Here is a 24,168-nt window from a genome sequence, read left to right on the forward strand (position 1 = left end):
GCTACCGCGTCCACAAATCCGCGGACGACGCCGTCGGCTCGCTGCTGCTCGGGCTCTACACCGAAGACGGCGAGCTGGCCTCCGTCGGCGTCATCGGGGCGTTTCCGATGGCGACCCGGCGCAAGCTGTTCACCGAATTGCAGCCGCTGGTAACGAGTTTCGAGGATCATCCATGGATCTGGGCCGCGCAGGTGGCCGCCGACCCGGATGCGGCCCGCAGATACGGCGGCGGCTCACGCTGGAACGCCGGCAAGGATTTATCGTTCGTACCCCTGCGACCCGAGCGGGTGGTGGAGGTGCGTTACGACCACATGGAGGGGCGGCCCGGGGCGAGCGCAGCGACGGGGAGAAATCTACGATTCCGCCACACCGCGCAGTTCAACCGGTGGCGGCCCGAACGCGACCCGCATTCGTGCACCTATGGCCAGTTGGAGCAGCCGGTGACGTTCCGGCTTGACGACATCGTGCCGGGCCTCATCTGAGCCGACGGCTGCAACCACACCGCCAGATTCCGGACGTAATCCTTGAACACCGCCAATCGCGACGGATCGGCCTTGATCTGGCATCCGGGCCGGTCGGTGACGAACGACGGCGCCCCGCAGTCCAGATCCCAGTTGTAGTTCGCGAAGTGGTGGAAGGTCGACTCGGCCACGGCCCGGCCCATCAGCGTGCCGTCGGCGTTGCGTTCCCCATCAAGGGCAACCGCAAGGTTGAACTGCCGGCCCGTCGCGGTGCTGCGGCCCTGTGCCACCACGGTGGCGAACGGCACCGTGGCCGAGACCGCACCCTCGTGCGGATGGGCCGGGAACCACTCGATCCGTCCGCTGGCGGTCCTGGCGGTGCGCAACAGTGCGTGCGCCGGCGGCGGCGCCAGCACGGGCTGATAGTCGCCATTGGCGCCCGAGTGGTAATTGGGCCAGGAGATGTCGGGGTTGTCCTGGTCATCACACCGAGACACCGGATCGAGGCCCGGGTCGTGGAACTCGTTGACCAGTCCCAGCGAACCCAGGCCCAGCAGGCAGCTGCCGAGGTCCTGGTGGTCACGCGCGGTGAGCACGCCGCCGCCGAGCTCCCGGAACCTGCCGATCGCCGCGCACTCATCGGGAGTCAGGCCGTTACCGACCTCCACCGCCATCAGCCACAGCTGGTCGAATCCGAGTGTGTCGAGATGACCGAGCACCGGATCCTGCTCGCCGCGCTCGGTCCGGTTGCGCGCGAGCACGTCGTGCCCGGCGGCCCGGAGCTCGGCGGCCAACATGGTGAAACGGCTGACATCCCAATCGTCGGGGTCCGCCGGGATGGTGGTCTGCAGCAAGATCGTCGCCATGTGACGAGCCTGGCGGTTGCGATGACGCTGCGGACCCTTGAAACCCCGTGGTTCAGGCAGTCCACGACGCTGATCGCAGCTGCCTGCGCGAGCTCACGCCGAGCTTGACGAACACCTTGCGCAGGTGCCATTCGACGGTGTGCGTGCTGATGAAAAGTTGGGCACCGATCTCCTGATTGGTCAGCCCCTCACTGGCCAACTGCGCGATCTGCGCCTCCTGCGCCGTCAGGTCGTCGCCGCTGCCCACGGGTTGCTTGCGCACCTTCTCCCCGGTGGCGGTCAACTCACGACGGGCACGTTCGGCGAACGCTCGGGCACCCATCTTGGTGAACATCTCGTAGGCGGTGCCGAGATGTTCCCGCGCCTTGGTGCGCTGCTTGCGACGGCGCAACCATTCCCCGTACCGCAGGTGGGTGCGGGCCAGCTGCACCTTGACCCGACTGCGGCCGAACCGCTCGATGGCCTCTTCGAACAGCGCGTCGGCCTCCCCGTCACCGGCGAGCATGGCCCGCGCGGCAGCCACAGTGCCCGAGCCCCAGTCGGTTCCGCTGGACCCGGCACCCGCCTCCAACCGGCGCACCGCATCTTCGGCCACCGCGCGCTCCCCCATGCGGGCCGCGGCCTCGGTCAGCTCGAGCAGACACCACCCGTAGAAGCCGAGATCGTGGTATTCGCAGGTCTTCTGCGCCGCGGCCAACGCCTCCTCGTACCGGCCCAGGCCGTTGTAGAGAACCGCGGCGGCGTATCCGGTGACCCCGAGCAATCGCCCCTCACCCTTGGCGGTGCCCTCTGCCGTGCCGGCCTCGATCAGATCGCCGGCCTCACGCAGATCGCCGCGCCACGCCGCCAACTCGACCCGGTGGTATTTCATCGGACGGTGACCGATCGCCTCCGAGATGGATTCGGCCTCCTCCAGAAGCCTTGCTGCGGTGACGAATTCACCTTCGTGGACGTGCACACCGGCCTCGAAGGCGATCGCTGACGGGAGGAGGGCCAGCGCTCCGCCGGCGCGCGCGTAGGCGACCATGTCGGTGGCGAGCCGAGCGATCAACTCGTCGTCCCACATTTCACCGGCAACGGATTCCTGTACCACCGGGAAGGCAAGCGACAGCCACCGCAACGCCCGGCCGTCGTGGCGACGGGCGTGTTCCGACCAGAGTTCGAGCGCGGTGCGCAGGTGGCCGACGGCGGCTGGCAGGCCGTCGGTGACCAGGTTGGCCATGCCGATGAGCAGGAAGTCGATGGGCCGCGTGGGTGCGGTGATCTTCGCGACCGCGATACCGGCGGCCGCTGCGGCCACCTCAAGGGCCTCGGGCTGACTGCGCGAGGCATACATCGCCGCGGACAGCGCCTCGATGTAAGTCTCGCGGGCCAGGTCGTCGTCGAGCGTCTCCAGCCGGCCGGCCGCGTCGAGCAGCAGGGCCGCCGCGTGCCGCACCGGTGGTGCACCAGGCTGGCCGCCGCGGCTGCGGGTGAACTCCATCTGCGCCCGCAGCCGGCCCACCTGCGCCCGCTGCAGTTCGGACAGCGGGTTCAGTTCCGCAAGGGCCAGCAGTTCGTAGGCCGCCTCCGAGGCGGCCGCATCGCGCTTGGCCTCGGCGGCCGCGATCGCCCGGGCACCCCGCAGGCCGGAGTCGGCGGTCAGGACCGCGGCGCGTTCCAGAAATGAGGCCGCCGCGGCGATTCCACCACGCGCCTGTGCGCGCCACGCCGAGGCCTCGAGTTCGGCGGCCACCGCATCGTCGGGACCGGCGGACGCATTGGCCGCATGCCAGGCCCGGCGGTCTGGGTCCAGCTCCGGATCGGTCGTCATCGCCAACGCCTGGTGTGCCTCGCGACGCTCCGCCACGTCCGCCGCCCGGTACGCCGCCGACCGGACCAGCGGGTGGTAAAACCGCATGCGGGAACCGAACTCGATCACGCCGGCGGCCTCGGCCGGTGCCAACGCCTCCAGATCGATGCCCAAATGACTTGCGGCACGGGCGAACAGCACCGGGTCGCCGACCGGGTCGGCCGCCGCCACCAGGACCAGCCGGCGGGTGTCGGCCGGCAATGCCCGGATGCGGTGGACGAAACTCTCCTCGACCTGCCCCACCGAAGGGCGGGTCCCGACGTTCCAGAATCCGCCGGCCAACTCGGCGGCCGAGACATTGTGCGGCACTTCCAGCAGCGCCAGCGGGTTGCCCCGGGTTTCGGCGATGACGCGGTCGCGCACCCGCTCGTCGAGCCGGCCGAGCACCACCGAATCCAGCAGGTCCCTGGCGTCGCTGTCGGCCAGCCCGGGTACCCGCAACTCCGGCAGGCCGGGCAGCGCGTCCGCGGCGCCGTCGTGGCCGTCACGCACCGCGAACACCACCACCACCGGCTCGGCCAGCAGCCGCCGCGCCACGAAACCGAGGGCCTGCACCGAGACCTGGTCGAGCCATTGCGCGTCGTCGATCACGCACAGCAGCGGCTTCTCGTCAGCGGCGGCGGCCAGCAGGCTCAACACGGCCAGGCCGACCAGGAACCGGTCCGGGGCCGGCCCGACCCCGCGGCCGAAAGCCACCTCGAGCGCATCCCGCTGCGGCTCGGGAATCTCACCGAGGCGGCCCAGCAGCGGTGCACACAGGTGATGCAATCCGGCGAAGGCCAGTTCCATGTCGGACTGGATCCCGGCGACCTGCGTGACCCGGAATTCGGACGCCTGTGCAACGACATAGTCCAGCAGCGCCGTCTTGCCGACCCCCGCCTCGCCGCGCAGTACCAGCACCGCGCTGCTGCCCGAACGGGCCGCCGAGAGCAGCCCCCGAAGTGCCGTACATTCGCTGGCGCGGCCACGCAGGGGTACGCCTGCGCCCGTCATCACCATCAGCACCACCAGGTCGGATTTTTGCCGAAACTTTATCAAGTCCGCCGTCAGTCGAACACCAAGGGACCAGCCGGTAGGGATTCGGTCCCGCGGTGCGCGAATTGCGTCCAGCGGGTGCGCAATTCGATTCCCAGTCGCTCATCGATCGATCGCGCCGGCCCCAACATCGGCGCATCCGACCAGGCCTGGGCGGACCCCATCAGGAACGGCAGTTCCATACAGTGGCCCACCCTGGGACCGCGACTGAGCGTGGCGGTCGATAGATTGCGGGCGTGAGCCCGACCCGCGCCGGGCGGTTCGCGCCGAGCCCGTCGGCCGACCTGCACATCGGCAACCTCCGTACCGCGGTGCTGGCATGGTTGTTCGCCCGCTCGACCGGACGACGGTTCTTGGTGCGGGTCGAAGATCTCGACGACCGGACGTTTCCGGAGATCGGGCACCGCCAGGTGGCGGATCTGGCCGCGATCGGAATGACCTGGGATGAGCCGGTCCAATGGCAATCAGCGCATCCCGATCACTACGACGCGGTGATCGGCCAATTGTCCGACCGCGGCTTGTTGTACGAATGCTATTGCAGTCGAAGGGATATCGCGCAGGCCCCGCGGGCGCCACATGCTCCCGAAGGCGCGTATCCGGGCACCTGCCGGGACCTGACCGAAGCCGAACGTGTCGCGCGCCGCGCGGAAACCGGCCGCCCGCCGGCGCTGCGGCTGCGCACCGACACGTTCGTCGGCACCGTCACCGATCTGGTGCACGGGCAGTACACCGGAATCATCGACGACTTCGTGGTGCGCCGCGGTGACGGCGTACCCGCCTACAACCTGGCCGTGGTGGTCGATGACGCGGCCGGCGGCGTCGACCAGGTGGTGCGTGGCGACGACCTGTTGAGCTCGTCCCCGCGCCAGGCCTATCTGGCCCGGCTCCTGGACTATCCCGAGCCCGTCTACGCGCATGTACCGCTGGTGCTCAACGAAGACGGCGCCCGGCTGGCCAAACGCGACGGCGCCGTCACCCTGGCCGAGATCGGCGTCGAGACCGCGCTGGAGCAGATCAGTGCGTCACTGGGCTGGCCGCCCGTGGACCTCGACGGGATGCTGGACCGGTTCGACCCGGCACGGCTGCCGCGCCATCCCTGGATCTATCGGCCGGCCGCTCAATAGTGGTACCGGGCCTTGAGAATCTTCACTTCGGTATCGGTGGCGCGGTAGATGAGCCGATGTTCGTCGTCGATCCGGCGTGACCAATATCCCGACAGATCGCCTTTCAGCGGTTCGGGCTTACCGATCCCGGCGAACGGATCGCGTTGGATCTCATCGATGAGCCGGGTGATCCGTCGCGCGACCTTGCGGCCCGAGGCCAGCCAGAACAGAAAATCGTCCCACCCGTCAGGATCGAAGTGGATACTTCTCACTCCTGGCCGCCGGCCATCTCCCGGAGTGTGTCTATCGACGTGGTGTGATCAGAGGTGGCCGCGCCCGCCCTGTCGCGAGCGACCGCCTCCATGAGACGACGGGCATTTTCCGGTGAGCGCAACAGATAGACAGTTTCCTGCCAGGAGTCATAGTCATCAGCCGACATCAGCACCGCTTCACCCGATTTCGATGTGATCCGCACCGGTTCGTGATCGGTGTTGACCTGTTCGATAAGCGGAAACAAGCGTTTCCGGGCCTCGCTGGCACTGAGCGTCATATCCGGGCCTTCCGTACCACTGTGGTACAAGATTACCGTACAAGTCCGGCCGCGCGACCCGCGTGAGCAGAACCCTTCGCCCCACCGGCGGATATTGCTACGTTGCCGCAGTGAGATTCCCCCCGAACAGCCTCCCGAAGAGGATTCTGCTCGCCTTCGTCTTGCTCGCCACTCTTCTGAGCGCGGCGTGCGGATCGAAGGGCGACAGTGCCGACAAGGCCGACGGACCGCTGAGTTCCGGTGTGCTGAGGGTGGGCACCGAGGGCGTGTACGCCCCATTCAGCTATCACGACGCCGCCACCGGGCAGCTCACCGGCTATGACGTCGACGTGGCCCGTGCGGTCGCCGACAAACTCGGTGTGCGCGTGGAATTCGTCGAGACACCATGGGATTCCATCTTCGCCGCCCTGGAGGCCAACCGGTTCGACGTCGTCGCCAACGAGGTGACCATCAACGACGAACGCAAGGCGAAGTACGACCTGTCCGAACCGTATTCGGTCGGCGAGGGAGTGATCGTCACCCGCGCCGACGACAACTCGATCACCTCCCTGGCCGACCTCAAGGGCAAGGTGGCCGCCGAGAACGCCACCAGCAACTGGTCGGAGATCGCGCGGGCGGCCGGCGCCCGGGTGGAAGCCGTCGAAGGTTTCACCCAGGCCATCAAGCTGCTCAACCAGGGCCGCGTCGACGTGGTGGTCAACGACAGCATCGCCGTCTACGCCTACCTCGCCGAAACCGGCGACACGACCGTCAAGATCGCCGGCAAGGTCGGTGAGAAGGCCGAACAGGGCTTCGCCGCCCGCAAGAACAGCGGGTTGCTGCCGGAACTCAACCAGGCCCTCGACGAGCTACGCGCCGACGGCACGTTGGCCGCCATCTCGCAGCGTTACCTCAAGGCCGACGCCACGGGTGCGCCCGCGTCGGCGGAGAACCCGAAGCAACCTCGGTCGACGTGGCAACTGGTGCTCGACAGCTTGGGCCCGCTGCTGAAAGCGGCGATCACCATGACGATCCCGCTCACCATCGTCAGCTTCGTCATCGGCCTGGTGATCGCCCTGGCGGTGGCGCTGGCCCGGCTGTCGGGCAACCGCGTGCTCAGTTCCGTTGCGCGGTTCTACATCTCGCTCATCCGCGGCACGCCGCTGCTGGTGCAGTTGTTCATCGTGTTCTTCGCGCTGCCCGAGTTCGGGGTGAAGATCGATCCGTTCCCGGCCGCGGTGATCGCGTTCAGCCTCAACGTCGGCGGCTATGCGGCCGAGATCATCCGCTCGGCGATCCAGAGCATCCCGAAGGGGCAGTGGGAGGCCGCTGAGACGATCGGCCTGAACTACACCGGCACGCTGCGGCGCATCATCCTGCCCCAAGCCGCCCGGGTGGCGGTGCCACCGCTGTCGAACACCTTGATCTCCCTCGTCAAGGACACCTCGCTGGCGTCGACGATCCTGGTCACCGAACTGTTGCGGCAGGCCCAGATCATCGCGGCACCGACCTTCGAATTCTTTGCCCTCTACGGCACGGCCGCGATCTACTACTGGGTGATCTGCCTGGTGTTGTCGTTCGGCCAGAGTCGTCTGGAACGCCGACTGGAAAGGCACGTTGCGCGATGACCACAGAACGCGAAGACCGGATCGTCGCCACCGACGTGCACAAGGCATTCGGTGACTACCAGGTGCTCAAAGGCGTGTCGTTCACGGTGCCGCAGGGTTCGGCGACGACGGTCATCGGCCCGTCGGGGTCGGGCAAGACCACGCTGCTGCGCACCCTCAACGCACTCGATGTGGCCGATTCGGGCGTGATCCGGGTCGGTGACACCGAACTGGACTTCTCCAAGCCCGTGGCCAAGGACCAGCTGCGCCGCTACCGGGCACAGAGCGGGTTTGTGTTCCAGTCCCACAACCTGTTTCCGCACAAGACGGTGTTGCAGAACGTCACCGAAGGCCCGCTGGTGGTGCAGAAACGTCCACGCGACGAGGTGGTGGCCGAGGCGGCCGAACTGCTCGGGCAGGTGGGACTGGCCGATCAGCAGGACAAGTACCCCTACCAACTCTCGGGCGGACAGCAGCAACGGGTCGGCATCGCCCGTGCCCTGGCGCTGAAACCCAAGGTGGTGCTGTTCGACGAGCCGACCTCGGCCCTGGACCCGGAGCTGGTCGGTGAGGTGCTCGGCGTGATCCGCGACCTCGCCGTCGAGGGCTGGACCCTGGTGATCGTCACCCACGAAATCCAGTTCGCCCGGCAGGTTTCCGATCAGGTGCTGTTCACCGATCGCGGGGTGATCCTGGAGCAGGGGCCGCCGGCCTCGGTGATCGGTGATCCGAAAGAAGAACGCACCCGCCAGTTCCTGCAGCGGATTCTCAACCCGCTCTAGTCCGGTCGACCGCCCAGGCGACCAGGGAGCGCAAATGGCCGAGCACCGCCTCGTCGGGATGGGCTTTTGGATCGTCCAGGTGGATCCGCGCAAGTTCTTCGATGGCGGCCAACAGGATTCGCACGGACGCGCCGTCGGGGTCGATGTCGGCCCCGGCGGCCCGGGACAACCGGCGGGCGCTGATCTTCCTGGCGTAACTGCGGCCCAACTCGATGCGCTCGCGCACCTGCGGTGGTGCACCGTCAGGCGGGCGCAAGATGATGCGCCAACTCGTCGGCGCGGCATGCAGGTAGTCCAGAACACCGCGGCCGAGATCATCTGCCCCGAGATCGGGGTGGTCGACCGTGCTCATTCCCGCGAACGCGATGGCCGATTCCCGGTCGAGCAGCGCGGTCATCAGGCCGGACAAATCGGTGAACTGTTGGTAGACCACGGTTCTCGTCACACCGGCCTGGCTCGCCACCCGCTCGATGGTCAACGCCGGGTAGCCGTCGTCGGCGACGATGTCGCGGGCGACGTCGAGCAGTTGCGCCCGACGGTCCGCTGCGCTGAGCCGGCGCCGGGTCATCGCCGGAGTTCCAGCAGCAGGTCGACGGCCTTGGCGGCGCTCTGCACGGCGCTTTCCATCGTGGCCGACCAGTCGGTGGCCGTCCAGTCTCCGGCCAGTACCAGCGACGGCACCGAGGTGCGTTGCGACGGACGCAGCGCGTCGGTGCCGACCACCTGGGAGAACGTCGCCTTGGGCATCTTGACCACTTGCGCCTGAAGCACTTTCGCTTCGCGGGCGGCGGGATAGTACCGACGCAGCAGGGCCATCTGCTCGTCGACGATCTCGTCGTTGCTCTTGTGGATCTGCTCGTACGCCCCGCTGGTCGTCAGGCAGTACAACCACGCCTGGTCGGTGTTGCGACCGTGCATGATCTGCCGGTCGAACACCTCGTCGATGACGCCGGTGCCGCCGATCAACCCCTCGAACGCCGACTCGGTACCCAACGGGCGGTCGAGATAGAGGTTGGTGCTTACGATCGGCGTGTAGCCCAACTTGTCGGCGGCGGCATAGATTTCGGGGTGCTCGGGCAGATCGTCGAGCAGCCCACCGATGTTCGAGTTGGGTACCGCGCACACCACGGCGTCGGCTGGGACCTCGGTGCCGTCGGCCAGCAGCACACCGGTGACGGCGCCGTCCTCGATGCGGATCCTGCGGGCCACCGCGCGGTAGCGGACCTCGACACCCCGCTCGGCGAACACCTTCAGCGCACCGGTGACATACAGCGTGTCGAGATCGACGGTGGGATAACCGATGGTGACCGGGGTGCGGTGTTTGATGCCCAACCGGATGCCGGTGGCCATCACGTTGGCGAACACCTTCGCCGATTCCCGGGACACCGGCTCGGCGGCGATGCCCAGGGCCAGCCAGTCCCACAACGCTTCTCGGGCCGGGGCCGGCATGCCGACCCGCTCGAACCACTGCTCGGTGGAGATGTCGGCCAGGTCTGCCGGCGGCCTCAGCGCCTGCCAGCCCAGCAGAACCGTCGCCCGCGCCGCCCGAAAGCGATCGGCCCAGCCGGCGTCGGGATGGACCCCGAACAAGGTGCGGATCGCTCCGAGACCCGTGGTCTGCATGGTGACCTTGCGCCCGTCGGGCCAGCGCAGCGTCGAGCTCTTGGGAAATTCGAGGTACTGCCGGGTGCCCACACTGGTCAGATACCGGTACAGGTGTTGATACCCGCTGGCGATCACGTGCTGCCCGTTGTCGGGGATGTCGTCGACCGCGTCGGCCCGCATCGCGTGGGTGCGCCCGCCGAGTTGACCGCGTCGCTCCAGCAGGGTGACGTTCTTGCCCGCCTCGCTGAGCCAGACCGCGGCAGCCAGGCCGGCGAGGCCGCCGCCGATCACCACATACCGGTCGGTTTCGCCCATGGCCGCCTCCCCCGCGTTCAACTTACGATTTGTAAGTTAAGTCGCGGTCGGCGGTGCGGTCAATACCGCGCTCAGCTCACCGAGGCGCCGTAGTAGCGGCCCAGCACTTCAGCACGCAGCTCGTCGAACTCACCGGCGACGATCGCCGCGCGGATCTGATCGACCAACCGGATCACGAACCGCTCGTTGTGGATCGTGCACAGCGTCGCCGACAGCATCTCCTTGGCCTTGAACAGATGCCGGATATAGGCGCGCGAGTAGTTGGCGCAGGTGTAGCAATCACATTCGGCGTCGATCGGGGTGAAATCCCGCTTGTACTTCGCACCGGTGATGTTGAACCGCCCGGTCGCCGAGTACACCGCGGCGTTGCGGGCAACCCGTGAGGGCGACACACAGTCGAAGGTGTCCGCGCCCGCGGCGATCGCGTCGAACAGATCGTCCGGCTCGCTGATGCCCAGCAAGTGCCGGGGTTTGTCGGCGGGCAGCTCACTGCTGACCCACCCGACGATCGTGGCCAGGTTCTGTTTCTCCAGCGCGCCGCCGATCCCGTAGCCGTCGAAGCTCAACCCCTCGGCCGGGCCGGCCTGCTCGCCGATCGTGGCCAGGCCGCGCGCGGCCTGCCGACGCAGGTCCTCGTACTGGGCGCCCTGCACCACCCCGAACAGCGCCTGGCGTGGCCGTTCCGGTGCCAGCGCCTGCAGGCGATGATGCTCGGCCACGCACCGCACCGCCCACTCGTGGGTGCGCTGCATCGAACGTTCCTGGTAACCGCGGGTGTTGACCAACGTGGTGAGCTCGTCGAACGCGAAGATGATGTCGGCACCGAGCTGGTTTTGGATGCCGATCGAGACCTCCGGGGTGAACCGGTGTTTCGAACCATCCAGATGCGAGCGGAACGTCACACCGTCGTCGTCGACCACGGCCAGCCGTTCCTTGCCCTCGGCGATGATGTCGTCGGCCTGCACCCGGCTGGTGTCCATGGCCAAAACCTTCTTGAAGCCGACACCCAACGAGAGCACCTGGAAACCACCGCTGTCGGTGAACGTCGGGCCCGGCCAGTTCATGAACGCCCCCAGGCCACCGGCCTCGGCCACGATGTCGGGGCCGGGCTGCAGGTAGAGGTGATAGGCGTTGGCCAAAATCGCCTGGGCGCCAATCTGTTTCATGGTCTCGGGCAGCACCGATTTGACGGTGGCCGCGGTGCCGACCGGGATGAAGGCGGGCGTGTGGATGTCGCCGTGCGGAGTGTGGATGGTGCCGACCCGGCCGAAGCGGCCGTCCAACTCGGCCTCCACGGTGAAATACGGCTGGTCCACACCCGGTATTCAACCGGATGCGCGTCCGATTTCCGTCATGGGGGCGGACGCACCATACTGCGGACGTGAATTTGGTCATGAGCCGCGGGATCGTCGCCGCCACCGGATGTGCACTGTTTCTGGCCGCTATCGCCGGATGCTCGTCGCAGGACTCGAGCTCGTCGGAGAAGACCGGTGAAGGCCGGGTGACCTTCGGTCCCAACGACGCCGGTCCGGTGACCAGCGTCAGCTGCGAAACCAAGGACGGATTGACCACCATCGGCATCGAAGGCAAGATGCCCACCTCCGTCGTGCTGACCGAGGGCGAGGCCCCCGTGGTGCAGTCGGTGAACATCGGTGACGTCAACGGTGAAGGCGCCTCACTGACGTATCTCGCCGGACTGTCCAGCGCACCCGTGGTCGCCGCGCGCGACGGCAAGGGCTACACCATCACCGGCACCGGCATGGGGATCGACCCCAACGACCCGGGCACACCGGTGGACATGCCGTTCGACATCGCCGTCACCTGTCCCTAGCGGGGTGACCGACCGGAGTCATTGCACATGCAATGACTCCGGTCACCGCATCGGGCCGGCAGCCACGGCGCTGATTCAAGATCGGAACACCTTGACCTGTCAGGGAATTCACAGCATCCGGTGCGCTCACCGCTGCCGCTGACACCGCCCGTCCCAGCACGGCAATTCATCCAAACTCACGCCCACGACCTGCGCAAACCCCATACTTCTGGCTGACAGTCCGCCATCGGAGACGGGCTGCGCAACCGTGAGGAGAGCAGTGGTGAAGCGTGAGTTCCTGGTCGCCGTCAGCGGCGCCGCGATCGTCGTCGCAGGCCTGTCCGGCTGTTCGTCGAGCGACAAGAAAGAGACCTCCGGTGAGACGACGGTCAGCGCGTCGCCATCGGCAACGACGTCAATCGAATCCGGCGACACCACCGCCACCACCGGCTCCGGCACGGCCCGGGTCACCATCGACGGCAAGGACCACCAGCTCGAGGGCAGCGTCATGTGCGCCACCGTCGCGGGCAACGTCAGCCTCAACGTCGGCCAGGGGATGTCCGGCGTCAGCGCCACCCTCAGCGAGGGCGACCAGCCGTCTGTGACCGCGCTGGCACTGGGCAACATCGACGGCGTCAGCCTCGGCTACACCCCCGGTGTGCCCGGCGGCAGCGCCGACGTGGTCAAGGACGGCAAGAAGTACACGATCAAGGGCAACGCGACCGGAGTCGACGGGATGAACCCCGTGACCAAGCCTTTCGAGCTCGAAGTGACGTGCCCTTAGCAAATCCGCAAATCTGTGTGTGGGCCCGGCCGATGCCGGGCCCACACGTTCTCCGCCCGGCCGGCGCGGAAGGCAAATCAGTCCGCCATCGCTTGCCCCGACCAGACCCGGACCGGGCGATATCCCCTAGCAGGCAAACCATTACAGTTCTGCTACACCGCGCAGATTCTTGGTGCAAAATGCTGTGCGGACTGGGGAGACGACACCGAAGCCGACGCGGATCGGTGTCCGGGCAGCTTATTAGGAGACGTCGCGGATGCGTTGGAAGATGAGTTCGCTGGGCATGGCCATCGCGGCACCGATCGGAGCGGCCACCATCGCTTGGTCCGGCGCCGGACCGATACCCCTGCCGATCGTGCCGGCTCCGACGGAACTGCTCGCCCAGTCGCTGTACATGCGGGGCACGAAGATCGGCAGCTACACGGACAACGACGTGTCCTTCGTGGATTTCGCCAATGGCGTCATCACCCAGACCACCGGTTCGGCGGGCGATCTTGCCGTCGACAACGGCGATGACTGGATGACCGGCGATCAGGTCGAGTACAACGGCGGCTTCTGGCCCATCTCGCAAGGTGGGTTGAACGATCTGACCTATGGGGCGTCCGTCGGGCAAGGCCTCGAACGGCTCGGCCAACGCGTCGCCGCCGAAGACCCGGACGAACCACTGGTGCTCGTCGGATATTCGCAGAGCGCGGTGATCCTGAGCCAGTACAAGGCGAACACCACCAACGGCAACATCGTCTATGTCATGGTGTCCAACCCGACTCGGCCGAACGGCGGCATCCTGTCCCGCTTCCGCGGCTTCACGATTCCGGTCCTGGACATCCCGCTCTCCGGGCCGGCACCGACCACCAGTCCGGGTTGGGAGGAAGGTGACCCGCCGACCACCTATGACGTCGCCCAGCAGTACGACGGCTGGGCCGATTTCCCGCTGTATCCGCTCAACGTGTTCGCCACGGCCAACGCGGTGCTCGGAATCGTCTATCTACACGGTAATTACGAGACCACGGTGGATCCGGGGACCGACCTGGCCCCGGGCGCCCCCAACACCGACACCCGCACCTACCGCGACACCACCTACTACACCGTCGGCACCGACCTGCTGCCGCTGTTGCGTCCGCTCGAGCAGATCGGCATCCCGCGGCCGCTGCTGCTGGCCCTGGACGCACCCCTGCGCGTCGTGGTCGAGCAGGGGTATGACCGCACCTTGAGTCCCGGCGCCGACGCCGCGGCCCGCCTGTTCCGGATCTCCAACCCGATCACCGACCTCGCCAACTTCATCAACGCGATCCCCGTCGGGCTCGACGACGGCTTCGAGGCGGCTGGGATGGGACGCCCGTTCGGCACCACCTCGGCCGGTATGTACGGCGTCGGTGGGCCCGCGGTGCAGCCACCGACCGAGACCCCGCAGCAGCAGACGACCCAACCGGATGAGTCGTCACGGCAACCGGCGTCGACCCCGGCCAAAACTCCGCTCAAGGGCTTGACGCCGGTAGAGCCTCCCCGGGACGACAGCACGGTGCAGGACCCCGACGTCCCCGAGGACGTCGACGAACCGGCCGACACCGCGACGCCGGCCCCTGCCGTCACCGTGGCGCGGACCAAGCTGCGCAGCTCGGTGGGCCTGACCGACTCGACCGTGACGTCCGCGACCGAAGTTGACGCCGACGAGAGCGCCGACAAGTCGGAGACCGCGGAGACCTCCGAACAGAACGGCAAGATCACCCGATCAACCGCCAAGCATGCCGCCGCCACCGAACCCGCCACCGACAAACCCGACCGGATCCGCGGATACGTCGGCAAGCACCGCAAAGCGGCCACCGACAAAGCGCAGGCCAAGACCGCACCCAAGACCCGCGCACACGCCGAGAAGAGCGCCGATCAGAAATAGGGCACGCCCAGCTGGAAAGCTGGGGGCATGATTCGACGGCACCGTCCCGCCAGCATCGTGCTGCTGTTGCTCGGCTTGTTGCTCTCCATCGTGGGATGCTCGTCGGCGCCGGACCCGGCTGACCGCTTTGCCGCGTTCGCCGACGCGTTGCAGCGCAAAGACGCTCACGCTGCCGCCGCGCAGACCGATGACCCGGCAGCGGCAGAGGCGGCAATCACCTCGATGTTCGACGGCATGGGCGAGGCGGCCGCGGTGAAGGTGGGTGCCGATACCGACGACGACGAGACCGGCGCGACCCTCAAGTACCAGTGGTCGTGGGGTGAGGGACGCGGGTTCGACTACGACACCACCGGCACCGCCGCCAAAACGGGAGACGACTGGCTGATCACCTGGTCGCCGACCCTCCTACACCGAAAGCTGCAGGACGACTTGACGTTCCAGTACAGCACCGACAGTGATCTGCAGACCCCCGTGCTCGACCGCACCGGCCAGCCGCTGATGACGTGGCAGACCGTAGGGGTGATCACCCTGGACCGCGCGCACCTGGAGTCCGCGGCGCCGCTGGCCGCGCTGCTGGCCCCGTTCGACGCCTCCACCACCGCCGAATCCATCGGCGCACAGTTCACGTCGACCTCCGATGACCGCGTGACGGTGATGAAGCTGCGCCAAGAAGACCTCGCCACGGTGCGTGACCAACTCGGCCAGCTTCCGGGGGTCACCGTGGCCGAACAAGGAGAACTGCTGACGGCGGACCGGCAGCTGTCCTCGCCGGCCATCGGCGGTCTGCAGCAACTCTGGCATGACCGGATCACCAAGGGGGCGGGTTGGTCGGTCTACCTGGTCGACGGGAAGGGTGCGGCGGCGCAACGGCTGGCCTCGCAGCCACCGGCGGAGACCGACCCGCTGCGCACGACGCTGGATCTGCGGCTTCAGCTGCTCGCCCAACAGGCCGTCGCCACGGAGACCCGCCCCGCGGTACTGGTGGCGATCTCCGGATCGACGGGCGGTATCCTGGCCGCCGCACAGAACGCCGCCGCGGATCCACAAGGCGCCATTGCCTTTTCGGGTTTGTATCCGCCGGGGTCGACGTTCAAGACCATCACGACCGCGGCCGCACTGGAAGCAGGGCTGGCGACGCCGGAAACCCCGGTGGCCTGCCCGGGCCGATTGACCATCGAGAACCGCACGATCCCCAACGACGACGAGTTCGACTTGGGCACCGTCCCGTTGGCGTCGGCCTTCTCCCATTCCTGCAACACCAGCATGGCGGCGCTGTCGGACAAGCTTTCCGGTGATGCACTGACCAACACCGCGCGGCAGTTCGGTATCGGCGTGGACTTCACAATCCCAGGCCTGACCACCGTGACCGGCCGAGTGCCCAACGCGGACAACGCTGCCCAGAAAGTGGAGAACGGCATCGGTCAGGGCACCGTGACGGTCAGCCCGTTCGGTCTCGCGGTGGCCGAGGCCAGCTTGGCGCACGGCTCGACGATCCTGCCGAGCCTGGTGGACGGCGAAAAGGTCACTGCCGACGCCGAATCGGTGACGCTGCCGGCCGACGTGACCTCGGCGCTGCGCGACATGATGCGCAAGACCGTGACCGAGGGCACCGCCACGCAGCTGCGCGACATCGCCGATCTGGGCGGCAAGACCGGGACGGCGGAATTCGGCGATAACACCCATTCGCACGGCTGGTTCGCCGGCATCGCCGGTGACATCGCCTTCGCCACCCTGGTGGTGGGCGGCGACAGCTCGACACCGGCGGTGCAGATCTCCGGGGACTTCTTACGCCCCGCGCTCGCCGGCTGACTCCGCACAGAGATGGACCAACCCCGAGGCCACCGCGAACCGGGGACCGTGCACGCCGTCGATGTTGGCTCGTCCCACCACCACGTTGACGCTGCGCAGGGATTCACCGACGGTGCGCAACAGCTCGTCGTCGAGGGCACCGCCACCGGCGAGCACCAGCGCGGTCGGCATCTTCTCGAAAACCCTCAGGCAGCGGGCGATGTTGGCGGCCACGGTCTCCTGTTTGATCGCCAGCCGGAGGCTGCGCCATTCCTCGGCGGCGAGTTTGGTGGAGAACGGCACCAACCCGGCGGTGCCGCGGGTACATAGGCGGCCGATCGCGTCAGCAGGCGCCGGGGCGTCAAGAAACAGGCGCCGCCCGTCCTCCTCATGCGCGACGTGTGGGCCTTCGACGCGGATCGCCGGGTTGCGCTTGACCCGCTCGGCCAGCGCCTTGGGGATGTTGAGCATCCGGGCCACCGCCACCGTGATGGTCTCCCCTGCGCCTGCGGCCGTCACCGCGTGCTCGGTGCCGACGAGATCGATGGTGCCACCGCCGATATCGCACACCACCGAGTCCGGCGGCAGGCCAGGCGTGGTGCGGGCACCACGGGCCGCCGCTTCCGGTTCTCCGGCGAGGGTGCGGGCCGGCCGCCCGGTCAATTCGGCGAGGGTGGCCGCGGCGTCCTCGACGTGGTCGGCGGCCAGCAGCGCCACCACCGTGCCGCGGGCCTCGGCGATGCCGCGTCGTAACCAGGTTCCGTTGTCCAGCGCGGTGAGGTCAGTGAAAAAGGCGTCGTCGACGGGCATCTCGTGATCAGCGGTCGGTATCGACCGCAGCCGTACCCGCACCACGCTGCCCGGCGGTTCATGGCGCAGCAGGGTGTGGGCCTGCGCGGGCGAGTAGCGCGTCACCTTGCCATCGGTGCGGAACTCGACGTAGTCGTCATCCATTGCGGGCGGTTCCGGCGGCTCGGTGCGTGGTGTCACCGCGATCGCCGGTGAGTCGGACAGCTCCCTGGTGAACGCGGCCACGTCGTGAATCTGCTCATGGCCCAGTTCCAATGCGGCGCACAGCGCAATCGGATCGGCCAGGGCGCGGTAGGCACGGCCCTCGGCCACCACCTCCACCGCCACCAGCGCATCGGGGGCCAATCCGTCCACGAGCACCTCGTCGACCACCGGCACGTCGAGGTGAATGCGGTTGCGAATCAACACTGCATCGTCCTGGGCAGCCAGCACACCGACGACGGTCCACCCCCGATCGACGGCGTCGGTGATCCCGGCGGCGGCCACTTCGAAGTCGGTGTCGGCATCCACCGAGACGATCACCGGGCCCTCGTAAGGCTGCCCGGTGAGGTGCTGCATCGGGACGTGCCGGCCCACCGCGAAACCGGTGCCGGCCGGGGTGCTGGCGTCGGGTTTGCGCAGGCTTCGTACCGGTGCGCGTGGCGATGGTGCGGGAGCCAGCGGCGCGGTCTCGGTGTCGACCGGCCGGATGGCCGAGAGCACCAGTTCGTCGGCGACGATCCCGGCGTCGACCTCGATGCGGTGCAGCAGCGCGGCCGCCCCCTCGAGCGACTCCCGAGACCCCTTGCGGCCCCGGGTCGGCGCCTGGCCGTGGGTGATCGGCTCGACTCGACCATCGACAATCCGGGCCAGGACGATCTCGGTGGTGTGGTTGCCCACGTCGATCCCGGCGACCACGCGTCCGATCGGGGTCACCGCAACAGGCCTCGGCGGGCGTAGACCGCAGCCGCCTGGCGCACGAGTTCCGCACAGCGGGCTGCGCCTCGGCTCTCCAGCGAGGCCTGCAGCGCGTCGAGTTCGGCGGCGGTGGAGCGGTGCGGCCGCAGCGCCTCGTACAGGCCCATCACCTCTTCGTCGTCGATGATCGCCAATTCGGCTGCGCGCAGGAAGTTCTCGGCGAGTTGCGGATTGCCGTGCTCCTCGGCCACGACGGCCTGGTGCGCGAGCACCGCCGGGTCCATCCGCAGATCCGACAGGTCGAGCTTGCCGTCGACGGCGGCGGCGACGGTGAATCTCTGCTCGCTCATGCCCGTCGCACCTCCACGGTCACCGGGAGCTGTCCCGGCTCGCTCGCCTCACGCTCCAACGCCACCAGAGCCACCGCCCGGGCGTGATAGCGGGCCGAGATCGACTCGTCGGTGCCGCCGGTGAGGATGGGCACCGGCGCCATGCCCTTGGCGTGCCGGGCGGCGTTCCGGCCGAGTTCGCGGTAATTACGCGCGGTCAGCAGCGGGGCCACGCTGAACAGCTCAAGGTTGGCCAGCGGCGCCAGATCCCGCCGGTGGATGAGTGCGGTTCCCTTGCCTTGCAAGCCGATTCCGATGCCCGAGCCAGACAGCTTGGCCGCGGTCAGGCCGATGAGTCCGACGTCGATGGTCGAGCGCACCCGGACGAACCGGGGCACGCAGCCCTCCTCCTCCAGGCCGGCGCACAGCTGTCGGATGACCTCGCCGATCGGCAGGCCGCACAGGCTCAGCCAGACACTGCGGCCCAGTGCCGGTGACAGCCCGATGACCACCTCGCGGGGGTCGCTGCCCTGTCGGGCGGGTTCGACGTCGGTGACCACGAGATGGCCGGCATGCTCGGCCTGATCGGTGGTGAGTTCGGCGGCGCTGCGCTGCTGGCGGATGTTGTCGATTTCGGCGCGGCGCTCGTCGGTGAGCGTGTAACCCGTTCCCGGACCGGCATAGTCATTCGGATCGGTGATCTTCGACAGCACCCGGAAGCTCTCGTCGAAGATCGCCGACGTCTGCAGCTGATCGCCGCGCAACCGTTCGGCGGTGAGCCGCATGATGGCCTCGGCTTCTTGGGTGTAGCCGGTGCGGTGCAGCGACGCGACGACGTCGAACACGGTGAGCTGCTTGGCCTCGATCGCGTTGGCTGCCTCCGCGACGGCCTTCGGATCACCGGGCGGCAGATCACGCGAGCCGTTGGCGACCACCACTTCCTCGATGTGACTGTCGTCGAAATCGGCCAGGCCGAGGTCGCGGTACACCGCCTGCACCGCCGTCGCCGCACGTCGTCGCACCGTGGCCAGATGCCCCGGCGTCACGGTGCGCAGTCCGCCATCGGCACCCCAGTCCCGTTGCAGGACAAGGAAATCGTCCATGTCGTCGGAGTTGAAGTTGGACAGCGCGAACGCGTTGTCGTAGCGCGGAATGGAGCCGAAGCCCGAGAAGATGAAGTCCGCACCGGCCAGCAGCACCGGCAGGGTGTGCGCGCTGCGGCGGATGTCCGATTCGGAGATCAGGTTGTCGTTACCGGCGCAGGACTCCAGCTCCCGCATCATCACCATCAGGTTCTCGGCGAGCAGTTCCTTCATGCCCTCGGGTACCGAGGCCACTACCCCGACCCCGTCGATGCCGCCGTTCTGCACGCCTTGCGCGCCCAGAGCGCGGGCCAGCGACACGCAGCGCGACTCCAGGTAGAGGATCGAGCATTTCTCGGCCGCGCCCATCAACACCTCGGCGCCACCACCGCTGGTGACGCGCATCTTCAAACCGCGCGAGGCGTAGGCGCTCGTCAGGATCGCCTTGGAGAACGGGGTGTCGTCACCGTCGACGAACACCTGCTCGGTGCCGTAGATGGAGATAGTCTCGGCGTAGCTGGTCAGCCCGCGCATGCCCAGCCGCAGCTCCAGCGCCTCCTCGATCGCACACTGTGCCATCGCACCCGGAACCCCGACCTGCGAACCGATCAGCAGCGCAACGGCATTCGACGACGCGTCGCCGAGCACCGGCACCGTCGTCTCCACCTCACGGAATCCGTAGGCCACCGCACTGGCCGCGTCGGCGGCGATCAGCATCGGATCGTCGAGCTGATTGGTGACGTGTGCCTGGTTGCTGGGAGTGCGCCGGACCCGCATCTTGGCCATCGCCATCTGGATCTCGACCGGACTGAGCAACGCGATGACCTTGGCCAGCTTGGCCGGGGTGGTCCCACCGATCAGCCGCACCACCTCGGCGCGCGGCACGTTGAGGTCGACGGTCATCCGGGCCAGCTCGACATCGCTGAGCGCCATCGCTTCCGCCGCGACATCGAGGTCCAGGCCGTAGCGGGCGATGAACTCGTCGATCACGTCGAAGTCCACCACGGCTTTGCCGTCCATCTCGACGACCTGTCCGTCGACGATGACCAGCGACGGTTCCGGATCGTTCGGACTGGCCATCGCGGCCAGACCGAGATCGGGATTCGCGACGCTGAACCCGTCGAGGTTCACCGGTTTCGCATCCAGGATCCGCATCCTGCCGAGATAGGCACCACCGTCGTCCGTCACGGGAGACCATTTTGCGCGAGGAACACTATTTGGTCTAGCCATTGCGCCTTTCGGTCAGGAGCCCGTCGCCACCTCGAGGGCCTTGAGGGAATCCTCCAGATGGCTGAGCATCCGCTGCAGGTGCGGCACACTGCGCCGGCAACCGACCAGACCGAAATCCAGATTGTCGGCGTTGGTGGCCAGCGTGATGTTCATGGCCTGCCCGTCCAGCGCGATCGACAGCGGGTAGTTGCCGTCGAGCCGGGCGCCCTTCCAGTACAAGGGGTTTCGCGGGCCCGGCACATTGGAGATGACGAGGTTGAACGGCGGCGACGTGGCCTTGACGAAACCGGGGAACGCATTGAGGCCGAGTGGGGCGATCATCATCGCCGACAATGCCAGGGCCTGAACCCGCGGCAACTCCGAGAACACTTCCTTGTTGCCGCGCATCGACTCGCCGACCGCCGTGAGCCGATCCGCCGGATCCTCGAGGTCGGTGCCCAAATTGCACAGCACCGTGCCGACCATATTGCCTCCGGCGTCGGCCTCGTGCTCGGCGCGCAGACTCACCGGCACCATCGCGATCAGCGATCGGTCGGGCAGTGCATCCTGCTCCAGCAGGTAGGCCCGCAACGCCCCGGCGCACACCGCGAGCACCACGTCGTTGACGGTGAAACCGGCGGCCCGCGAAATGCGCTGGAACCGCTCCAACGGCCACGACTGCGCCGCCACCCGGCGCGCGCCACCGATCTTGACGTTGAACATGGTCTTGGGTGCCGCGAACGGCAACGTGAGCTGCTGCTCCAGCAGCGCCGAGCGGGCCAGCTTGACCGTCGACGGTGCCAACCCGGCGACCGAGCCGAGCGCATCCGAGGCGGTTTGCCTCAATGACGCACTCTCGCGCGGACGCTTCTTGCGTGGCACCGCCCACGGCACCCGCACCTCGGTGTCGGCCGGATCTTCCGACAGCGTGCGCATCAGCAACTTGAGCGCCGACACCCCGTCGATCAGCGAGTGGTGCATCTTGGTGTACACCGCGAACCGGCCGTCGGCGAGCCCCTCGATCAGGTGCGCCTCCCACAGCGGACGGTGCCGGTCGAGCAGGCCACCGTGCAGCCGCGACGTCAGCTCCAGTAGATCCCGCACCCGGCCCGGGGTCGGCAGCGCCGAGCGGCGGAGGTGGTAGTCCAGGTCGACGTCGTCGTCGTAGGTCCAGCCGACGTTGGCGATGCCGCCCAGGATCGTGGCCGGGTGCTTGCGGAACACCGGCTCGAATTCCGTGTGGGCCACCATGTCCTCGTGCAACTCCCGCACGAATTCGCGGTCCGCGCCGGCCGGAGGTTCGTAGAGCGCGAGGCCGCCGACGTGGAACGGATGCTCCCGGGTCTCGGCGATCAGAAACATCGAATCGGTCGGCGACATCAGTTCCATGAACACATTCAACGCGGCCAAAACCAGGCAAAACAAGTAGCCGGCTACTCATGCGTCGACGCCGTGAGGCGCTCAAGATCTATCCATGCCGGGCCCTACTTCTCGCCAACCCGTTCCCGATCGCGGCGGCATGACCGGCTCCCTCAACGGCATCCCCCGGGTCGACCTCCGGGCTCGGCCCCGCTGGAAACGGCAGCTCGCCTGGTGGACCGGCGGCAAGGTGTTCACCACCGAAAAGGCCGCGGCGCTGTGGCGACGGTTCGTGGTGCCGCTGGAGGCGCCGGTGATGAAGGCGACGCATGGGCGGGTGCGGTTGAGCGTGGGCATCCCAGTACTGGTCCTCACCTCGACCGGAGCCCGCAGCGGCAAGAAGTATGAAACCCCGCTGGCGTATTTCACCGACGGCGACGACGTCGTGCTGATCGCCTCGAACTACGGCGGTGGCAAGCACCCAGGCTGGTATCACAACCTGCTCGCGCATCCGGAATGCGAGCTGCACATCGGGCCACGTGGCGGGGCGTTCATGGCGCGAGAGGCCACCGGCACCGACCGCGACCGGCTCTATGCGCTGGCCGCTGACCGGCTGAACAAGGGTTGGGACACCTACGAACGACGCACCGAAGGGATCCGGACCATCCCGGTGTTGCGGTTGTCGCCGGTGAGCGGGACGTGAGGGAGAGTCCGCCGAGGAGGTCCAGCGCCACACACAGTCCGCAGGATCGTGGTGCCACCCCGAAGCCGCCGCACCGCTAAAAACCCGCTACCTGCGAGAACAGGTGCGGGTTTCTATGGCGGTGGCGGAGGGATTTGAACCCTCGGACGGGGGTTACCCGTCACACGCTTTCGAGGCGTGCTCCTTAGGCCGCTCGGACACGCCACCGTGTGGCAGCTTACCGGGCGAGGGCCGTCAAGCCCTAATCGTGCCTCCGGCGCTCACACTCGGTCCGTGAGTGCGAAGAAGATGGCGAAGAACGGGCGAAAACTCGCAATCAACTTCACCCTCGGCGAGGGTCTCACCGCTGGGCCGCGAAGAACTCCTCAAGCAACCCCGCGCACTCGTCCGCCAGCACCCCGCCGACCACCTCGGGACGGTGGTTGAGCCGGCGATCACGCACCACATCCCACAGCGAGCCGACCGCTCCGGTCTTGGGTTCCCACGCGCCGAACACCACGCGCGCCACCCGGGCCAACACCAACGCGCCCGCGCACATCGTGCACGGTTCGACGGTCACCGCCAGCGTCGCACCTTCCAACCGCCACCCGTCGCCGAGCACCCGGGCGGCCTCGCGCATCGCCACGATCTCGGCATGCCCGGTCGGATCCCCGATGGCCTCACGGACGTTGGCGGCCCGGGCCAGCTCGGTGCCGTCGGCCGCGAACACCACTGCGCCGATCGGCACATCGCGCGGGCCGGCGGTACGGGCAGCTTGCAGCGCGCTGCGGATCAAGGCCTCGTCTGAGGCCCTCACCGTCCCAGCCGGTCGAGCACCGCGGCCAGTTCATCGGCGAAGCCCATCTCACGGGCGATCCGGCCGATCTGCTCATCGGCGTACAGGTCGATCTCGGACAGGATCACGCCGAGCACATCCTCGTGCAGACCGATGTCGGACAGCACCGACAGATCGCCCTCCTCGAACGGGTCTGTGTCCTCGAGGTCCTCTTCTTCGAGGTCGGCGTCGAGGTTCTCCAAGGCCTCGGCGGCGATGTCGTAGTCCAGCGCGGCGGTGGCATCCGACAGCAGCAGCCGGGTCCGCCCAGGTGCCGGCCGCACGATCACGAAGAATTCGTCATCGACGTCGAGCAGCCCGAAGACCGCACCGGAGCTGCGCAGTTCACGCAGCTCGGTCTCCGCGGCAGTCAAGCTCTTCAGCGAGGAGGACCGCATGGGGGCACACCGCCACTTGCCGTCCTCCCGAACAACGGCCACCCCGAAGCCATCGGGCAGGTCTGCCGGCGCACGCTGTGCTCCCATGCCCGCCTACGGTAGTCGCCGACCAGCGTTTTTGACCAGGGATCACCCTCGG

At 67.7% G+C, this 24,168-nt stretch carries 22 protein-coding genes, 1 tRNA gene and 1 pseudogene; 9 read left to right on the top strand and 15 right to left on the bottom strand.

Annotated elements, in window-relative coordinates:
• Positions 1-482, top strand: a pseudogene (gene ligC / locus A5733_RS02475) (ATP-dependent DNA ligase); the annotation flags it as partial.
• Here the strand turns inward: ligC and A5733_RS02480 are convergent.
• From A5733_RS02480 to A5733_RS27400, 3 genes are read right to left on the bottom strand one after another with little or no spacing between them, the layout of a single operon-like run.
• The gene (locus A5733_RS02480) at positions 419-1,327 is read right to left on the bottom strand and encodes a hypothetical protein (RefSeq protein WP_076238953.1); all 909 of its coding nucleotides are present in this window, start codon (positions 1,325-1,327) and stop codon (positions 419-421) included. The pseudogene ligC and the gene A5733_RS02480 overlap by 64 nt on opposite strands.
• Positions 1,328-1,379: 52 nt before the next feature.
• Entirely contained in the window at positions 1,380-4,178 is a 2,799-nt protein-coding gene (locus A5733_RS02485; protein ID WP_076238987.1) for a LuxR family transcriptional regulator, read from the bottom strand.
• 47 nt (positions 4,179-4,225) lie between these two features.
• Positions 4,226-4,396: a hypothetical protein gene (locus A5733_RS27400; protein WP_158070583.1), complete on the bottom strand. Its 171-nt coding sequence runs from the start codon at positions 4,394-4,396 to the stop codon at positions 4,226-4,228.
• Between the two features lie 54 nt (positions 4,397-4,450).
• Here A5733_RS27400 and gluQRS point away from each other — a divergent pair, with 54 nt between their 5' ends.
• Positions 4,451-5,338 (top strand): tRNA glutamyl-Q(34) synthetase GluQRS, encoded by an 888-nt coding sequence (gene gluQRS, locus A5733_RS02490; protein ID WP_076238954.1) that lies wholly within the window; start codon positions 4,451-4,453, stop codon positions 5,336-5,338.
• On the opposite strand, the gene A5733_RS02495 is transcribed toward gluQRS, so the two are convergent.
• Both A5733_RS02495 and A5733_RS02500 read right to left on the bottom strand, forming a co-directional pair.
• The gene (locus A5733_RS02495; RefSeq protein WP_067772084.1) at positions 5,332-5,589 is read right to left on the bottom strand and encodes a Txe/YoeB family addiction module toxin; all 258 of its coding nucleotides are present in this window, start codon (positions 5,587-5,589) and stop codon (positions 5,332-5,334) included. The two genes, gluQRS and A5733_RS02495, sit on opposite strands and share 7 nt — an antisense overlap.
• Positions 5,586-5,867: a type II toxin-antitoxin system Phd/YefM family antitoxin gene (locus A5733_RS02500; RefSeq protein ID WP_076238955.1), complete on the bottom strand. Its 282-nt coding sequence runs from the start codon at positions 5,865-5,867 to the stop codon at positions 5,586-5,588. The genes A5733_RS02495 and A5733_RS02500 overlap by 4 nt, the downstream gene beginning before the upstream one ends.
• A gap of 110 nt (positions 5,868-5,977) precedes the next feature.
• Here A5733_RS02500 and A5733_RS02505 point away from each other — a divergent pair, with 110 nt between their 5' ends.
• Together A5733_RS02505 and A5733_RS02510 are read left to right on the top strand one after the other, a co-directional pair.
• Positions 5,978-7,474, top strand: coding sequence for an ABC transporter permease subunit (locus tag A5733_RS02505; RefSeq protein ID WP_076238956.1), 1,497 nt, complete (start codon positions 5,978-5,980; stop codon positions 7,472-7,474).
• A complete protein-coding gene (locus A5733_RS02510) occupies positions 7,471-8,235 on the top strand; it encodes an amino acid ABC transporter ATP-binding protein (RefSeq protein WP_076238957.1) in 765 nt (254 codons plus the stop codon). The genes A5733_RS02505 and A5733_RS02510 overlap by 4 nt, the downstream gene beginning before the upstream one ends.
• On the opposite strand, the gene A5733_RS02515 is transcribed toward A5733_RS02510, so the two are convergent.
• From A5733_RS02515 to tgt, 3 genes are all read right to left on the bottom strand, one after another.
• Positions 8,222-8,803: a TetR/AcrR family transcriptional regulator gene (locus A5733_RS02515; protein WP_076238958.1), complete on the bottom strand. Its 582-nt coding sequence runs from the start codon at positions 8,801-8,803 to the stop codon at positions 8,222-8,224. The genes A5733_RS02510 and A5733_RS02515 overlap by 14 nt on opposite strands.
• A complete protein-coding gene (hpnE, locus tag A5733_RS02520; RefSeq protein ID WP_067772096.1) occupies positions 8,800-10,155 on the bottom strand; it encodes a hydroxysqualene dehydroxylase HpnE in 1,356 nt (451 codons plus the stop codon). Before hpnE ends, A5733_RS02515 begins: the two co-directional genes overlap by 4 nt.
• Positions 10,156-10,226: 71 nt before the next feature.
• A complete protein-coding gene (gene tgt / locus A5733_RS02525; RefSeq protein ID WP_076238959.1) occupies positions 10,227-11,471 on the bottom strand; it encodes a tRNA guanosine(34) transglycosylase Tgt in 1,245 nt (414 codons plus the stop codon).
• 65 nt (positions 11,472-11,536) lie between these two features.
• Between tgt and A5733_RS02530 the strand changes: the two genes are divergently transcribed.
• From A5733_RS02530 to A5733_RS02545, 4 genes are all read left to right on the top strand, one after another.
• Positions 11,537-11,986, top strand: coding sequence for a lipoprotein LpqH (locus A5733_RS02530; RefSeq protein WP_067772103.1), 450 nt, complete (start codon positions 11,537-11,539; stop codon positions 11,984-11,986).
• A gap of 262 nt (positions 11,987-12,248) precedes the next feature.
• Positions 12,249-12,749 (top strand): lipoprotein LpqH, encoded by a 501-nt coding sequence (locus A5733_RS02535; RefSeq protein ID WP_067772232.1) that lies wholly within the window; start codon positions 12,249-12,251, stop codon positions 12,747-12,749.
• Positions 12,750-13,005: 256 nt separating this feature from the next.
• Complete coding sequence (locus A5733_RS02540) at positions 13,006-14,640, top strand: PE-PPE domain-containing protein (RefSeq protein WP_076238960.1); 1,635 nt, start codon at positions 13,006-13,008, stop codon at positions 14,638-14,640.
• A gap of 27 nt (positions 14,641-14,667) precedes the next feature.
• Positions 14,668-16,449, top strand: a complete 1,782-nt coding sequence (locus A5733_RS02545; RefSeq protein WP_076238961.1) for a penicillin-binding transpeptidase domain-containing protein — start codon at positions 14,668-14,670, stop codon at positions 16,447-16,449.
• Here A5733_RS02545 and A5733_RS02550 read toward each other — a convergent pair.
• The 4 genes from A5733_RS02550 to A5733_RS02565 form a co-directional block, all read right to left on the bottom strand.
• Complete coding sequence (locus A5733_RS02550) at positions 16,426-18,153, bottom strand: diol dehydratase reactivase ATPase-like domain-containing protein (RefSeq protein ID WP_076238962.1); 1,728 nt, start codon at positions 18,151-18,153, stop codon at positions 16,426-16,428. The genes A5733_RS02545 and A5733_RS02550 overlap by 24 nt on opposite strands.
• On the bottom strand, positions 18,150-18,485 hold the full coding sequence (locus tag A5733_RS02555; protein ID WP_067772116.1) for a diol dehydratase small subunit: 336 nt from the start codon (positions 18,483-18,485) through the stop codon (positions 18,150-18,152). The genes A5733_RS02550 and A5733_RS02555 overlap by 4 nt, the downstream gene beginning before the upstream one ends.
• On the bottom strand, positions 18,482-20,701 hold the full coding sequence (locus tag A5733_RS02560) for a propanediol/glycerol family dehydratase large subunit (protein WP_076238988.1): 2,220 nt from the start codon (positions 20,699-20,701) through the stop codon (positions 18,482-18,484). Before A5733_RS02560 ends, A5733_RS02555 begins: the two co-directional genes overlap by 4 nt.
• Before the next feature lie 87 nt (positions 20,702-20,788).
• Positions 20,789-22,144 (bottom strand): wax ester/triacylglycerol synthase family O-acyltransferase, encoded by a 1,356-nt coding sequence (locus A5733_RS02565; RefSeq protein WP_076238989.1) that lies wholly within the window; start codon positions 22,142-22,144, stop codon positions 20,789-20,791.
• Positions 22,145-22,229: 85 nt separating this feature from the next.
• Here A5733_RS02565 and A5733_RS02570 point away from each other — a divergent pair, with 85 nt between their 5' ends.
• Positions 22,230-22,817, top strand: coding sequence for a nitroreductase family deazaflavin-dependent oxidoreductase (locus A5733_RS02570; RefSeq protein ID WP_233152598.1), 588 nt, complete (start codon positions 22,230-22,232; stop codon positions 22,815-22,817).
• Between the two features lie 116 nt (positions 22,818-22,933).
• Here the strand turns inward: A5733_RS02570 and A5733_RS02575 are convergent.
• The 3 genes from A5733_RS02575 to A5733_RS02585 form a co-directional block, all read right to left on the bottom strand.
• Positions 22,934-23,024, bottom strand: a tRNA-Ser gene (locus A5733_RS02575).
• A gap of 133 nt (positions 23,025-23,157) precedes the next feature.
• Positions 23,158-23,613: a nucleoside deaminase gene (locus A5733_RS02580; RefSeq protein WP_076238964.1), complete on the bottom strand. Its 456-nt coding sequence runs from the start codon at positions 23,611-23,613 to the stop codon at positions 23,158-23,160.
• Complete coding sequence (locus tag A5733_RS02585) at positions 23,610-24,116, bottom strand: tRNA adenosine deaminase-associated protein (RefSeq protein ID WP_067772125.1); 507 nt, start codon at positions 24,114-24,116, stop codon at positions 23,610-23,612. Before A5733_RS02585 ends, A5733_RS02580 begins: the two co-directional genes overlap by 4 nt.
• Positions 24,117-24,168 lie beyond the last annotated feature (52 nt).

It is taken from the genome of Mycobacterium sp. NS-7484 (assembly GCF_001953975.1).
Classification (GTDB): Bacteria; Actinomycetota; Actinomycetes; order Mycobacteriales; family Mycobacteriaceae; genus Mycobacterium.